Origin of the sequence: Paenibacillus sp. Soil522 (genome assembly GCF_001428245.1) — a bacterium.
GTDB lineage: Bacteria > Bacillota > Bacilli > Paenibacillales > Paenibacillaceae > Pristimantibacillus.
Map to the genome: position 1 here is coordinate 135,336 of NZ_LMRV01000110.1, position 15,015 is coordinate 150,350.

General features: G+C 46.2%; 15 protein-coding genes and 1 riboswitch. Of the genes, 11 read left to right on the top strand and 4 right to left on the bottom strand.

The window, feature by feature from the left end; genetic code table 11:
- Window positions 1-392: 392 nt before the first annotated feature.
- From ASG81_RS28875 to ASG81_RS28885, 3 genes are all read left to right on the top strand, one after another.
- On the top strand, window positions 393-818 hold the full coding sequence (locus ASG81_RS28875) for a hypothetical protein (RefSeq protein ID WP_056643068.1): 426 nt from the start codon (window positions 393-395) through the stop codon (window positions 816-818).
- Between the two features lie 61 nt (window positions 819-879).
- Window positions 880-1,647 (top strand): copper amine oxidase N-terminal domain-containing protein, encoded by a 768-nt coding sequence (locus ASG81_RS28880; protein ID WP_056643072.1) that lies wholly within the window; start codon window positions 880-882, stop codon window positions 1,645-1,647.
- 146 nt (window positions 1,648-1,793) lie between these two features.
- On the top strand, window positions 1,794-2,663 hold the full coding sequence (locus ASG81_RS28885; RefSeq protein ID WP_056643076.1) for a hypothetical protein: 870 nt from the start codon (window positions 1,794-1,796) through the stop codon (window positions 2,661-2,663).
- Between the two features lie 78 nt (window positions 2,664-2,741).
- Here ASG81_RS28885 and ASG81_RS28890 read toward each other — a convergent pair whose 3' ends face one another.
- From ASG81_RS28890 to ASG81_RS28900, 3 genes are all read right to left on the bottom strand, one after another.
- Complete coding sequence (locus ASG81_RS28890) at window positions 2,742-3,149, bottom strand: hypothetical protein (protein ID WP_056643080.1); 408 nt, start codon at window positions 3,147-3,149, stop codon at window positions 2,742-2,744.
- Between the two features lie 70 nt (window positions 3,150-3,219).
- Window positions 3,220-3,828 (bottom strand): hypothetical protein, encoded by a 609-nt coding sequence (locus ASG81_RS28895; RefSeq protein ID WP_056643083.1) that lies wholly within the window; start codon window positions 3,826-3,828, stop codon window positions 3,220-3,222.
- A gap of 80 nt (window positions 3,829-3,908) precedes the next feature.
- Window positions 3,909-4,571, bottom strand: coding sequence for a TetR/AcrR family transcriptional regulator (locus tag ASG81_RS28900; protein ID WP_235549078.1), 663 nt, complete (start codon window positions 4,569-4,571; stop codon window positions 3,909-3,911).
- Window positions 4,572-4,912: 341 nt separating this feature from the next.
- Between ASG81_RS28900 and ASG81_RS28905 the strand changes: the two genes are divergently transcribed.
- The 6 genes from ASG81_RS28905 to ASG81_RS28930 all read left to right on the top strand — a co-directional run bounded on the left by ASG81_RS28905 (window position 4,913) and on the right by ASG81_RS28930 (window position 11,771).
- On the top strand, window positions 4,913-5,875 hold the full coding sequence (locus ASG81_RS28905; RefSeq protein WP_056643085.1) for an N-acetylglucosamine kinase: 963 nt from the start codon (window positions 4,913-4,915) through the stop codon (window positions 5,873-5,875).
- Between the two features lie 60 nt (window positions 5,876-5,935).
- Window positions 5,936-7,246 carry a 6-phospho-beta-glucosidase gene (locus ASG81_RS28910; RefSeq protein ID WP_056643088.1) on the top strand — a complete coding sequence of 437 codons (1,311 nt, stop codon included), beginning with the start codon at window positions 5,936-5,938 and terminating at the stop codon, window positions 7,244-7,246.
- Between the two features lie 127 nt (window positions 7,247-7,373).
- A riboswitch (purine riboswitch) is annotated at window positions 7,374-7,474 on the top strand.
- A 122-nt stretch (window positions 7,475-7,596) separates the two neighbouring features.
- Window positions 7,597-8,982: an NCS2 family permease gene (locus tag ASG81_RS28915; protein WP_056643091.1), complete on the top strand. Its 1,386-nt coding sequence runs from the start codon at window positions 7,597-7,599 to the stop codon at window positions 8,980-8,982.
- Between the two features lie 256 nt (window positions 8,983-9,238).
- Window positions 9,239-10,000: a 5-oxoprolinase subunit PxpA gene (locus ASG81_RS28920; RefSeq protein WP_056643094.1), complete on the top strand. Its 762-nt coding sequence runs from the start codon at window positions 9,239-9,241 to the stop codon at window positions 9,998-10,000.
- 2 nt (window positions 10,001-10,002) lie between these two features.
- On the top strand, window positions 10,003-10,761 hold the full coding sequence (gene pxpB, locus ASG81_RS28925) for a 5-oxoprolinase subunit PxpB (RefSeq protein WP_056643096.1): 759 nt from the start codon (window positions 10,003-10,005) through the stop codon (window positions 10,759-10,761).
- Window positions 10,758-11,771 carry a biotin-dependent carboxyltransferase family protein gene (locus ASG81_RS28930; RefSeq protein WP_056643101.1) on the top strand — a complete coding sequence of 338 codons (1,014 nt, stop codon included), beginning with the start codon at window positions 10,758-10,760 and terminating at the stop codon, window positions 11,769-11,771. The genes pxpB and ASG81_RS28930 overlap by 4 nt, the downstream gene beginning before the upstream one ends.
- Window positions 11,772-11,815: 44 nt before the next feature.
- On the opposite strand, the gene ASG81_RS28935 is transcribed toward ASG81_RS28930, so the two are convergent.
- On the bottom strand, window positions 11,816-12,583 hold the full coding sequence (locus ASG81_RS28935) for a hypothetical protein (protein WP_200961644.1): 768 nt from the start codon (window positions 12,581-12,583) through the stop codon (window positions 11,816-11,818).
- 284 nt (window positions 12,584-12,867) lie between these two features.
- Between ASG81_RS28935 and ASG81_RS28940 the strand changes: the two genes are divergently transcribed.
- On the top strand, window positions 12,868-14,400 hold the full coding sequence (locus ASG81_RS28940; RefSeq protein WP_056643104.1) for an FTR1 family protein: 1,533 nt from the start codon (window positions 12,868-12,870) through the stop codon (window positions 14,398-14,400).
- Window positions 14,390-14,998 (top strand): iron transporter, encoded by a 609-nt coding sequence (locus ASG81_RS28945; protein ID WP_056643108.1) that lies wholly within the window; start codon window positions 14,390-14,392, stop codon window positions 14,996-14,998. The genes ASG81_RS28940 and ASG81_RS28945 overlap by 11 nt, the downstream gene beginning before the upstream one ends.
- Window positions 14,999-15,015 lie beyond the last annotated feature (17 nt).

Consider the following 15,015-nt stretch of genomic DNA (forward strand, 5'->3'; position numbering starts at 1 on the left):
ATGCCATCAATCGCTCGGAAGCCTTGATACATAAGGGTTTACGGCGTTGACGGCATTAATATTCCACGTACACCTGCAACAATAGAGTGCAAAAAATTACTCTCTTTTATCTGCGTTGTTTAGCAAATAGAAGGGAGTTTTTTATGACTATAATTAAAGAACTAATCTTAGGATTTCAGGCTAAACCAAGAAAAAGACTTTACAAAAGCTAATAAAGAGCCACAGTGATGGAAAAATAGGGGCAATATACGTAGGCAAAATGGCTTTTTCAAAATGGCAAGCCAGCGAAATAGAATTTTGCTATACAGCTAATGAAAATGGAATGTGTATTACCGATGAAAGTTTCAAACAGCTATAAAAGAGCAATTTTATATCGTAAGGTGGTGTCTGATTTGAAAATTATATCATTGGACAAAAAGTCTTATATTGAATTAGATTGTGTAGAAATAGATAACAATGAAATGCTGCCAAGTATGTGTATATCAGTTTCGATTCAAAATGAAGGCTTTTATGGATACATATCAGACATTTACATTGAGTGGGATAATGTGAAGAACTTCATTAGACAAACAAAGGATAGTACATATAAAACGAATTATACCGCCTGTTTGGTGAGCATGAGTCCTGATGAAATGGAGTTGTATTTTGAAAAAGTCAATTCTGAAACAGGGACGCTGAAATATAAAATATCCAAACCAATTTTTATAGGTCGGGAAAGACATACTTTGACTTTAAGCGGTGGTGGATTCGAATTTAACTTATATTCATTAGATTCTATTAGGAGATTTTTTTTACAGTATGAACATAAGTTTGCATAAAACATGGAGTTTATTAAACATAATTGTGAAATATCTACATCTCTAGGAGGTAATACATTCAATGAAAAATAACATTAAATCCTTTGTCTTAGGTTTTTTTGTTTGTGCAATGATTAGTGCCACTACCGTATACGCCACTAATTCCTCCCAAATAGAAGTTTACTTTATGAAGCTAAATTATGTATTTAATGGTGTTGAGAAGATACCTGATTCAACAGGACAAGGTTTTATATACAAAGGAACAACTTACGTACCATTAAGATTTATAAGTGAGTCATTAAACAAAGAGGTAAGCTGGAACGGTGAAACTGGGACTATTCGGGTAAGTGATAATCCTGGTGAGTTTGTTCTGGATGATTTAAGCATTTCCGATACTTTATCAAATTCAATAATCAGTTTGGGGATGCCCAAAGAAGAAGTAGAACAGAAACTTGGGAAACCAATTGATGTGAATTTTAAGGAAATTTATAATTATAATGGTCTTGAGATTTTTTATAGAGATGATATAGTAGCAGGATTGATTGTAAAAGCAGGAGAAAATAATACAAACCGTTATCGTACAAACAAAAACCTTGGATTAGGTAATAAGTTAAGTGAAGTATTAAGCAATTATGGAAATGGAATTGTTGATGAATCATTCAATCAAGTTGCAGTAACCTATCTGTTTTCTAAAGAGAACGATAAACTTATTAAAGTTGGCTCAACAGAAAAAATAAAAGATAGACTATCTGGTGCATATTCAGTTTCGTTTAGCTTTTTTGATAATTCAAATAAAACAATTAGTATGATATTAATAGGGGATTTCCAGTTTGCTTACTTGACACAATAAATACCCATAGCACACCAATTCAGCGACTACGAACTAAATTTGAAGCGATACGATTATATGTGATTCTAAAGGTGTAATAATTGATAAAGGATTTTGAATCAACATTTTAGAACTTATTGAATAGGAAGTATTTAAAGGAGGACAGCATGGCATTAAAACTCTCATTTGAAAAATTGCAAATGGCAAAGAACTACTTAATGAAACAAGGCAGGGATTTGGAGCAAGAATTATTTAGATTTCATTTTGAAAACGGTTCTCCGCAGAGTTTCATTAGTGTTATGAGTAAATACCAAGGTGATGATGGTGGATTTAGAAATATGGGAGAAGGAAACTCCAACTATACAAATGCTATGGATACAAGCATGGCTTTCCAATATCTAAGTGAAATTGGTGCTACAAGTAATGATGAAATCGTTCAGAAAGCAATGAAATACATGATAAACACATACGACCATGACCTTAAATGCTGGCATCCAAGGCATAATGAAAAAATTAGCGGATGGCATGATAATCCTGATTCCGAGTTAGTTGGATATTTGTATGAGTATCGTGAATTAGTTCCAAATGATTTTCTTGAAGCTGTAACTGAAACAGCAATGTCATCTATTCGTAATCCCCAAAAACCTTACCATGAATATTATTTTTTAGAAGCCCTTTGTATACTGCGTTTGGCTGTCAGAATTGATGAACCGCTAAAAACCGAAATCTTAAATCGAATTAAGAATGATATTTATCAAATTATCGAAACCAACCAAGATAAATGGGCAACAACATATAGTGCCAAGCCATTTTTCTTTGCTCATTCACCCGACAGTCCGTTATTTGAAACAATAAAAGAACATGTCATTCGAAGTTTAGAAAATGAAATAATAACACAAGATAAAGAAGGTGATTTTATACTGAACTGGACTGTTCAGGATGAAGAATCAGGTAAAATCTGGAGTAGTATTTGGACAATGGATGCTTTAAGGGCTTTATCTCATCATAATATGATTGCAATTCAAACTCGGATTTAAAACCAAAAGTGAATCTGAGAATTATGTTGAATTTGAACTTGCATTCCCATGTGATTCGCCCGAACATGTCGGGTATTACTATTGAGGATGGTCTATTGCATGTTTTCGAGTCACATTGATACTAGCCGTAGCACTCCCACCTTCTCCTGAAACTTCAACAACGAAATGGTCATGAATATTATCGTCCTTGGTGTATCTCCAGGTACAAGTCCAGTCATCTTCGTTTCCTCTTTTTTCACAAATCAGGGTTCGATTTTCCCATTGTTGTGTTCCAGTTGGAACTCTCCATACTTTAAAAGTATTTGCATAAGCAGTAGATACATTAATTATCATTTCTCCATTACCTTCAGGAATATATACCCAATTACCTTCGGGAGAAGGAATTGTTTTAATATTGCCCATTAAAGGCGGTTGTTCCTTTGCATGAACTATGCCAACTATATTCAAAGACAGAAATAAAGCAAAAATGGTTATTAATTTAGTCATTTGATTTTCACCTCATAAGGTAACATGCCCAACTTGTTCAAAACAAGTAACATGGTCTGTGCATTCATCCTTATCCAAAAAAATCGGTAACGAACGATAATACCAGCAAGGCAGCCATCAATGAACCGGTCAAATACGCACGCCTCAAACTTACGCCTGCTCTGATATTTAAATCCGCAGTCCCATGCACCGTCTGCCCGGCGGATCTAGTGACGACCGATCTGAAATACATAACAGCACCAAGAAGAACAATCGCTATCTCGACGGCGCCGCTGGCGGCCGGATGCTCCCACAGCCGGAGGCCGAGCAAAGGCCAATCTCCGCTATTTCCGGGCAAAATAGACAGATCGCTTCGATGCACAAGCAAATCAAGCAGCCAGTGGCTAAAGGTTACCGAGCCAATAACGATCGCGCTGCGCCCGTTCCATACGCGCCATGCGATGAAGCTGGCGATAGCTGCTATAAGTAGTGCTCCAACGAGGGAATGCGTGTAGTCAGCATGAATGACTGCTTTGCCATAACCGCCTTCCTCAATCGTTTCAATGGTTTCAACGCCTGTCAGCAGAAGCGGAATGAACACGATATCTAGCAGCTGCGTACTGACCATTATTGCCCATAAGGGTACCTTTGGTTCCATCGCTTTGACTGCAGCCGCAAGTCCAAAATGTCCGGCAATCATCTATTTTGCCTCCTTCTGGTTTATTCGCGCATCAAGCCAGCCGCATACAACGGTAAACAAAAAGAGGAATAATAAAAATGTCATTTCTCAGCCCTTCTTTCGCTAAGCTGCTTGCCAAATCCGAACAGCAACGCCTCAAAAGCATCGTCGAAGGTGGAGGAGAGGCGGCTCATAATCGAATCGACGGTCTCTTCAGACAGGGTATACGTGCCGACGATCCCGCGCAGCATATAGAAATAAATGCGCGAGAAGCTTAGGAGCTGCTCGCCCTCAGGTAAATTAAGATTGGTTTTCAATAGCTGCAAAATAATGTTGAACATCTGGTTGCGTAAGCGATTGATCTCGAGATCGGGCTCCAGCTCATCAACGCGAACGGATTTCACCTCGAAAAAAATGGCGTACATGCTCCTATTTTCCAGGCAGAACCGGATAAACCGTTCGTTCAAGCGTTGGAGCTTCTCGTCCGAGGACAAAAATGCATTATCGGCAATCGTATCTAACTCGGCTTTAAGCTGCTGCAAGGGCTGCATGGACAGGGCGTGAAGCAAGGCTACCTTGTCCTGGAAATATATATAGATCGTCGTATGGGAGCAGCCTGCTTCGCTCGCGATTTCTCTAATCGTTACCGCCTCGTAGCCGCGTTCGCCGAACAGCTTTCCGGCTGCATCGACAATCGAGCGTTTCGTTTCCTCAGAACGCATTTCCTTTTTCGTAGCGATGGGGAATCCTCCTCTTATAACCATTGGTTACTAACCGTTGGTTATATATTATCGCGTGCTGACAGATGTTGTCAATATGCCTTCACCTGCTATAATTTGTGAAGGTAGCAAATTAACGAAAGCAAAGCATAGCGTACGAGGGGAATGGATACGATTCGGGGCGAGCTGCGCGACTAAATAAACGGCAAGATAGTACCATGACATCGTTCTTTTTTAATTAGAAGAGCGGTGTTTTTTATTTTAAAATATATATTCAAATCCTACACCATGCTTCTATTTCAGCGCGAAACGAGCTTTAGCCGCTCCAAAGGCGCTAGCCGGTTGCGCTTGAAATATTAAAAGTATAACTGAGGAGCGTGACCGATATGGTTTTTCTTGGGGTAGACGCAGGAGGCAGCAAGACGCATGCCCTGCTCGTAGATGAGACGGGTCATGTGCTTGGCAGAGGCCGCGGAGGAAATGGGAATCACCAGACAGCGTTTGAAGCAGCGAGGAACAGCATTGATGATGCATGTCAGCAAGCGCTGTACGAAGCGGGCATGACGAAGGAGCAGGTGACGTTCGCTTTTTTCGGACTCGCTGGAGCGGACCGCGGGCCTGACTATGCGATTTTGCGTCCGATGATAGCATCGCTTGATTTCAAACAACATGCGATCGCATGCGATACGATGATCGGAATGCGTGCCGGAACAAACCGGCCGTATGGTGCGGTAATCATTAGCGGCACCGGCTTTAACGCAGCGGCCCGCAGCCCGCGGGGAGATGAGCTTCAGTATGGAGGCTTTGGCTATTTGTTCGGAGACGGGCAAGGCTCGGGCACCGATCTTGCGATTCACGCCTTTCGCACGGCCATTCGCGCCTCAGAGGGCAGGGAGCAAGCGACGCTGCTCAGCGAACTCGTTCCGCAGCGGCTTGGTTATCATACGATACAAGATATGTACGACGATGCGCTTTATAACGGCAAACGGCCATCCCATGCGCTTGCTAAGGTGATGTTTGAGGCGGCAGGGCAGGGAGATGCGGTGGCGATTCGTATTTTACAGGAGGCAGGCAGAGAGCACGCGAATGCGGCAAATGCGCTCATCAAGCGTCTTGGCATGGAGCAAGAGCATTTCGACGTCGTGCTGGCTGGCAGCGTACTGTCCCGTGGAAGCTCGCCGCATATGGCAGACGCGGTTCAAGAGGCACTCGCAGCGGTCGCTCCCCATGCGAAAACCGTTAAGCTAACGGTTGACCCGGTCGTCGGAGCGGTCATGAGCGCGATGGATAGTAGCGGCTTTACGATTAACGAAACCGTGGATGCTGCCTTGAGGAAAATAACCTTTTAAGGGCCTGACTGCATAGTTGCCGCTTTAGACTCGAATACATTAAAGGAGGTCCCCCCATCCATGATGCCCCAAAAACCATTAAAGGTCGCCGTTATCGGCGGCGGTTCCTCATACACGCCTGAAATCGTAGAAGGCTTCATCAAAAAATACGACGAAATGCCGATCCGCGAGCTTTGGCTCGTTGATATCGAGGAGGGCCGCCATAAGCTGGCGATCGTTGGTGAGCTGGCGAGGCGGATGGTCGGGAAAGCCGGATTGCCCATAGAAGTGAAGCTGACGCTAGACCGCCGCGAAGCGATTGCCGGAGCAGACTTCGTAACGACGCAAATACGGGTTGGTCTACTTGAAGCAAGGCGCCGCGATGAGCATATCCCGATTTCTCACGGCGTAATCGGACAGGAGACGACGGGACCGGGCGGCATGTTCAAGGCACTGCGCACGGTGCCTGTTATTCTCGGCATTTGCAGAGATATTGAGGAGCTGGCGCCGGATGCGTGGATGCTTAACTTTACGAATCCGGCAGGTATCGTGACGGAAGCGGTACAGAAGCACAGCCGCGTAAAGACGGTCGGTCTCTGTAATTCTCCCATTAACTTTCAAAAGTTTCTTGCCAAGGAATACGGTGTCAGCGAACGTGAAGTATTGCCTGAATTCGTGGGCATCAACCACCTGCACTGGATTACGGCCGCCTATGTGAATGGTGAGGATAAGCTGCAGGAGATGATCGCCGGCGGCCGCGATTATTCGGCTTTGAACGTAGCGGCTTTGGATTGGGACAAGGAATTTCTTAGCTCGTTAGGCGCGCTGCCTACGTATTATCTTCGATACTTCTATATGACGGATGCGATGCTTGCGGATATGAAGGAGTCGCTCGGTAAAAACGGCACGCGTGCGGATATTGTAAGCCGGATAGAGGAGGAGCTTTTCGAGCTGTATAAGGATGCTAATTTAAGCGAGAAGCCGAAGCAGCTGGAGAAGCGCGGCGGTGCTTATTATTCCGAGGCAGCCGTTCATTTGATGCATGCTCTGTACACGGATAAGCGGGACATTCAGACGTTGAACGTGAGAAACGGCGGCATTATCGATTTCCTGCCGGAGGATGCGAGCATCGAGGTCAACTGTGTCGTTACGGCGCAAGGTCCGGTGCCGCTGCCGCTGCAGCGTGTTCCCGAGCCTATTAAAGGACTCCTGCATGCCGTGAAAACGTACGAATCGCTGACGATCGAGGCCGCCATCAGCGGAGACAGAGGCATCGCGCTGCAGGCGCTGGTGCATCATCCGCTCGTTCCGGGCGTCGCTGTCGCGAAGCTGCTGCTTGAGGAAATGCTAGAGGTGAACAAAGCGTATTTGCCTCATTTTTTCAAAAAATAAAGCCGGTTCCCCATATGACAGCTTTTTGGTGGGACGGGAGACGAATATTCAAGGTATTTATTGCCATTAATGTTCTTTGAATGCTGTTGACAAAGTGGATATATTCTCATTAATATTGTATACGGAAAACAACAACAGCATATTTTTTCGTATAATCTCAAGAATCGGCTTGAGAGTCTCTACTCGGTCACCGTAAATGATCAGGCTACGAAAATGGCGGAAAAGCTCGCAGCGGTCCGGCGGGTATACTTTTCCCCTTTTTGCAGAGCCTAGGAGAAATGTGTTTTATTGCATTTTTTTCTGGGCATCTTTGTTTGTTCCACCACATTTTTGGGAGGTTAGTAATCAAAATGGAACGTTTCTTTCGATTAAAGGAACACGGAACAAATGTCAGAACAGAGATTATGGCAGGGCTGACGACTTTCATGACGATGGCATATATATTGGCCGTCAATCCAATCATACTTACGCCAGCAGGGCTGGATTGGACTGCCGTGTTTTTGGCAACGGCGCTTGCCGCCGGCATTTTCACGATCGCGATGGGCTTATTCGTTAACTTTCCTGTCGCGCTTGCTCCGGGAATGGGGCTTAACGCGTACTTTGCATCGGTCGTTATCGCATCGGCGTCAACGGACACGCCGATCTCACCTGCAATGGGCCTGACAGCGGTCTTTATTTCAGGTATTATCTTTATCATTTTGACGCTGACGCAAATTCGCCAAATGCTCATAACCGCTGTTCCTGACAGCCTGAAGCATGCGATTACAGTCGGTATCGGCTTGTTTATTACGATTATCGGCTTGAAGAACAGCGGCATCATGACGATCGCCGTATCGAGCTTCACGGATATCAAGGCGGGACAATTTACACCGGTTAGCGGACCCGAAACCGTTATTCAGCTGGGCAGCTTCCACAATGAAACGGTCGTGCTTACGATTATTGCTTTGCTTCTCATCGGCGTGCTGATGGTGCTTCGCGTACCGGGCGCGATTTTGTTCGGTATTCTTGGCACAACGATTATTGCGATTCTGATTGGTCATGTTGACGTAAAAGCTGCATTTACAGGCCAAACCTGGGTGCCTGATTTCTCGAAAATGAACTTCTGGCATTTTGACTTTGCAGGCGTGTTCGAGGTCGGACTTGTAACCGTCATTCTAACGTTCACGTTCGTCGAAATGTTCGATACGTTCGGTACGCTAGTCGGTACGGCAAACCGCGCCGGTTATATGAAGGATCCGGAGGCGGGCAAAAAACGGGTAGGTAAGGCGATGTTTGTGGATGCCATCGGCGTCAGCGGCGGCGCGGTGCTCGGTACGAGCACGGTTACCGCATTCGTAGAGAGCTCCGCAGGCATTGCGCAAGGCGGACGTACGGGCCTAACGGCCGTAACGACAGGCATTTGCTTCCTGCTCGCCATCTTCTTATCGCCTGTTGTTGCGCTCGTTCCGGGTGCGGCAACGGCTGCCGCACTTATTATCGTAGGCGTATTGATGATGCAATCGGTAAAAGATATCGATTTTTCGGATATGGTTTACGCGATTCCTTCTTTCCTGACGCTGGCTTTAATGCCGCTTACGTACAATATCGCGAACGGTATCTCGTTCGGTATCGTTTCGTTCGTGCTGCTTGCAACAATTGCTAACGCGACCGGGAAAGGCAAATATAAGGTACACTGGCTCATGTGGATATTAGCGGTGCTGATTATTGGCCGTTACGTATTCATGGGCGGGGAATAGGTCATACCGTCTTTATCAAATGTAGAAGAAGCAGCGCTGGACCGGCGCTGCTTCTTTTTTTTGCAAAATATAAGAATTTATAAGTTTCACATTTATAAATAAGCTTATATTTCACCGCGAAACGGGCTTTTGCCGCCAAAGGACGGCGACAGCCGTTTACGCTTGATTCGTATGCTTTTCACCGGTTAGATCATTTTCAGCTTTAATTTGTTATAATTTTGGAAATGGAATTTCGGCAGGCGGGAAGGGGAGCAATATGCATCACGTAGATTTGAATTGCGATATGGGAGAGGGCTTCGGCGTTTATCGTACGGGCCCGGACAGCGAGCTGATGAAATATATTACGTCAGCGAATATTGCGTGCGGCTTTCATGCCGGAGATGCTGCGACGATTCGCCGCACGGTCAAGCTGGCGCTTGCCCACGGAGTCGCGATTGGCGCGCATCCCGGGCTGCCGGATTTGGCCGGCTTTGGCAGGCGGGAGATGGCGATTACGCCGGAGGAGGCGTATGAGCTGACGGTTTATCAGCTTGGAGCCGTATATGCGTTCGCCAAATCCGAAGGAGGCAGCGTCGCGCATGTGAAACCGCATGGCGCTTTGTATAATATGGCTGCGAAGAGCAGGCCGCTGGCTGACGCGATAGCGGAAGCGGTCTATAAGGTTGAGCCGAGTCTGATGCTATTCGGTCTGGCGGGCAGCGAGCTCATCCGGGCAGGCGATGCGATCGGGCTGCATACGGTCAATGAAGTATTTGCGGACCGGTCCTATGAACAAGACGGAACGCTTACGCCGCGCGGGACGGAAGGGGCCGTCATTGCGGACCCTGCACTTGCCGTAGGGCAAGCGGTCCAAATGATCAAGGGCGGCGAGGTTCGTACGCGGCAGCGGAGCGGATATATTTTAAAAGCGGATACGGTATGCGTGCACGGGGACACGCCAGGCGCAGTAGAGCATGTCAGGCAGCTGCGCGCAGCGTTAGAGGCAGAAGGCATTGCCGTTAGGAAGGCAGGTGGATGAGGATGGAGAAGCAGACAACCGGTTCGCTCATTCAGCATGAGCTTCAAGCTCTCGGCGATTGTGCCGTCATCATTCGTCTGGGGAATGTCATCGACGCAGAAACGAACCGAATCGTAAGGAACCTCAGCCGTTATATAGAGGAGCGGCCATTTGCCGGATTCATCGAATGCATTCCATCCTTTGCGGCACTGGCTATCCATTATGACCCGCTGCTGGTCAAGAGAAGCCGCATTTCCACTGAGCTTCAGCACACAACGATTTTTGAAACGGTATGTTCGCGGCTGCAGCCGTTCCTAGCCGTAACAGAGCAGCTGAGCGATGCGGACAAGGAAGGAAGAACGATAGAAATCCCTGTTTGCTATGGCGGAAAGCATGGTCCGGATCTTAGCTTTGTAGCCGGGCATAACGGACTTACGGAAGAAGAGGTTATCGCTATTCATGCCGGCGGCTCTTATTTGGTGTATATGCTCGGCTTTGCGCCGGGCTTTCCTTATTTGGGAGGCATGTCCGAGATGATTGCCGCGCCTAGACACCAGACGCCGAGAACGAGCATTCCGCAAGGAAGCGTCGGCATTGCCGGCGGGCAGACGGGTATCTATTCGGTTGCAACGCCGGGCGGCTGGCAGCTGATCGGCAGATCTCCGGCCTTGCTGTTCCGGCCTCAAGATGCTGTTCCAAGCTTACTCCAACCAGGTGATTCGGTGCGGTTCAAGCCGATATCCAGTAAGCAATACGAGCTTTATAGAGAAGGTGCGCTATGAGTATATTCGTCGTTCGTCCGGGCTTGATGGCAACGATTCAAGACCTCGGCAGGTATCGATTTCAAAAATACGGCGTTGTGGCTGGCGGTGCAATGGATATAGGAGCGGCGCGGGCAGCCAACCTGTTAGTCGGCAACGGAGATTATGAAGCGGTGCTGGAAATGACGCTTACCGGAACAGAGCTGCTTATAGAGACGGATACGCTGCTTTCCATTTGTGGCGCGGATATGTCCGTAACGGCAGATGGGGAGCGCCTGCCCTTATGGAGGCCGGTGCTGGTTCGCGCAGGCGTGTCCGTCAAGTTTGGAGCTTACGGGTCCGGCTGCCGGTCTTATTTAGCCGTTGCTGGCGGGTTTGACGTGCCGGAGGTTATGGGGAGCAAAAGCACCTATTTGCGGGGTGCCATTGGAGGCTTCAAGGGAAGAGTGCTGAGGTCAGGAGATGTGCTGGCTGCACGAACTCCCGGACGGCTATCAGAGCGCATAAAGCATTTCCTGGGTAAAGATAGGAATGGCAGCTTTGCCGTTCCGGGCTGGCATGCGAGTCATTTTGCCGTAGCGGGAAATTTGGCGGATCCGATTATTCGCGCAATGCCGGGCTCTCATTATGAGCGGTTTACAGCGGAGAGTCAGGAGAGGCTGTTCAGCCAAACCTTTCAAATAGCCGTACAGTCCGATCGGATGGGCTACCGGCTTGAAGGCCCGCAGAAGCTGATGCTTGCTGCGCCTCTAGAGCTGCTATCGGAGGCAGTCGTAAATGGAACCGTCCAAGTGCCTCCAGGCGGCAATCCAATCGTGCTGCTGGCCGATAGGCAGACGACGGGAGGTTATCCAAGGATTGCCCAGGTCGCTTCGGTGGATATCCCGGTGTTTGCCCAGCTGAAGCCCGGCGACCGCTTCCGATTCGAAGCGATCCCGCAGTATGAAGCGGAGCGGCTTTATTTGGACAACGAGCGTGACCTGAAAATGCTGGAAGCGGCAATAGCATTAAAATTTAACTCTGCTAACTAACGAGGAGGCAATGTGTTGAAGCTTCCTACAGTGTGCTAGGGAGCTTATTTAACTTTTCGAATAGTCGACGTGTTTTTATGCTCTTGTTCAAAATAGCCATTTTCTTTAAAGTAGGTTTCTTGAAGATAAGAGATGAACTGCTCGATGCGCTCATTTTGGGACGCCTGCGCCTTTTCAACCGAGCTGGCGATTTGCTCTGTGCTCTCTTGTAAAAACTTCATAAGGCTATCCTGAGGTGAAGCTTCATTTTTATCCGTCATACCGGCGTTTTTGGATTTGCTGCTTCGGGTAAACAATCTCTCTAATTTAAAAAGACGGTCTAAGCTTAACGTATACATGCGTCTTCCGTTTAATAACAGGAAAAATGCGCTCGTATAAAGCGTGAGGCTGATTAAATTGATATTGCCCGACAGCAGAAAGTTAATATGCATAAAGAGGCAAATGCAAATGGAAGGCAACGTAAAAAGGCCTAAGATAAGAAACACGCCGATCGTAACCTGAACAAGCGGAATCGTATAATTTAAAAACGTGATGTGATGCAGTGCCGTGCCTTCAATAAAATCTTTATAAAAGAGTGCGACATTCGGTTTATCCAGTGCCTTAATCAAATAATCGGTAATAAATACGCCAGGCTGGGTGAACCATGAATGTCCTGAAGAGCCGGCTTCTCCTAAAATTTTCGTCATTCCCGCTAATAACCAACCCGTACCGAAAAGAATACGAATGAAAACAACTATGGATTGCCCTCCCCAGTTTCCAAGCCGCTTCCCGTTTAATGAACCGAACATCGTTTTAACTGCTGCATTTTGCATAAATAAAAATCTCCCCCAAAAATGAATAGATGAAACCGGAATATATAATAATGATATTCATTATCAATAGCTCGGTGATACGGCTATCATATAAAAAAAGTTTTAAAAACTATTTAAAACAAGATTAAAATATATTAATAATGTTATTTATTCGGCCAATCTGAAATTAATCATTAAAACATCTTAATTATTTTTTAATTAATACTTTAGATTGACTTGTTAAAGTGAATGAATGAAAAAGATAATTATTATCAATTAAGATGCAGGGGGGTGAAACAGTAGTTATGAAGCTATTTATAAGACAAGCATCAGTCGGCATTCTTGTTGTTTTATTTTTGCTCGTTCCCGTTTTTTCACAGGAAGTATTCGCTAATGAGAACGATGGACTTAATGAAAAGGTTGTTCAGACCGCCCGCTTTATTAACACGATCCCGGTGGAATACACATTAGGGGTTAGTAAGGACAGGGAAGTAGTCAATTGGGGTGAATATAAGGAAGCGAAAATATATGTGGGAAGAGCAAAAGCCGAATTCAAATCGATCAGCGGCTCATTGTCGGAAATCGATAAGGAAGCCGTAAAGAACATACAGGAGGGTCTTGATGTTCTTACGCAGAAAATAAATGACCGCCATGAACCGGATCAAATCGCTGCCTTATCTGCGGATCTGTCTACCGAGCTTTTGAATGTGGTGGGTCTATCGCAAAGTAATAATGATACGGAAACGGTCATTCAAGAGATCAATAAGTCCTTGGACAGTTATTACCAAAAGCAGCAGGGCGGCAATGTGGAAGAAGCTTTGGCCGAGGCAATGAACGCTTATGCTTTGTTTGGTCCTTTGGAATCCAGTATCGCTGCCAAAGATCAGAAATTGCTCATTCAAATGGAACAAAAGTTTGCGAAATTAAGAGATTACAGCTCTTCGAAACCGGGCGCTGAAGCGGTGCAAAGCGAAATTGATTCGATCAAAACCGATTTGCAGACCGTTAAACAAATGCTTACGGCACCGGCTCATCCGTTCGCATCCTTTTTGGATTCCTTGACGATTATTTTGCGGGAAGGCTTTGAAGCAATTCTCGTTATCGGAGCTCTAACGTCATTCCTGATTAAATCCGATCATAGGGACAAGCTGAAGAGCATTTATTGGGGAGCGGGCGCGGCAGTTGCGGCCAGCGTCATTACAGCCATTCTACTGCAAACCGTCTTTAAGATCAGCGGAGCAAGCCGGGAAACGCTGGAGGGGTCTACGATGCTGGTAGCTGTGGCGATTCTGATTTGGATCAGCTTCTGGCTCGTGAATAAAGCGAAAGGCTCGCGGTGGAAAAAATTTGTTGAGGGCAGAATGAAAGCCTCGATCACAACGGGAAGTGTATTCACTCTTGGATTGACCGCTTTTTTTGCCGTCTACCGTGAAGGCTTCGAGACCATTCTCTTTTATCAGGCGATATTTGCAATGGGCAGTTCACATTTAACGGCCGTCATAAGCGGACTCGCATTGGGTGTGGCTTTACTCGGGTTAGTTTACTATCTGATCAACCGCTATGCGGTAAAAATCCCAATGAAGCAGTACTTTTTGGCTACAAGCATTTTGCTGAACATTATGGCTTTCCGTTTTCTGGGGTACGGGATTCGCGAATTGCAATTCGCAGGAACATTAGACGCAACGGAAATTGACGGAATGCCTGACTTGAGTCTGCTGGGCATCTATCCGACGATCGAAGTGGTGGCGGCTCAAGCGGGGTTATTGATCGTTCTATTTATAGGGTTAACTATCAGCTTACGTAAAAAATTAATAGGAGGAACTACACATGCTTCATAAAAAATATTTGTTATCCACGCTCGTATTGTTTTTAGGATTGCTGCTGCTTGCCGGCTGCGGCTCGAAAGCGGAAGATCATTCCAACCATCCGGCGGAAGAAGCGGCAGCGACGGATGCCGCTAATACGGAAGCGCAGCCTGTTGACGCTGCGGCAGGTCCTGCGGATGTGCCGATCGGTAAGGAAAACAAATTTGGAACGGAATTTGTCTTCGTATATATTCCTTTGGCCAAGGATGTTCACCCTTCGATGTATCATGGAATGCCAGGAAACAAAGATGCGGATATTCATCTTGAAGGAGACTTTCATGCCATTGAAGACAATAAGTGGGGATTTGCTCCCGGGGACTGGATTCCAGGCTTGAAGCTTACTTATGAAGCAGTGAATCAGCAAACAGGCGACAAAATAGAGGGACGTCTCTATCCGATGACGGCTGCAGATGGCCCGCACTACGGCTTAAACGTAAAAATGCCGAGCGAAGGAACATATGATTTCACCTTCTGGGTGGAACTCGATACAGAAAATTTCGCTTATCATGATGTGGATGAGTGGTGGGCAAAACAAGAATTTAAATATACGGCCGAATATAAAAAACAATAATAGCATGTGCCACACAA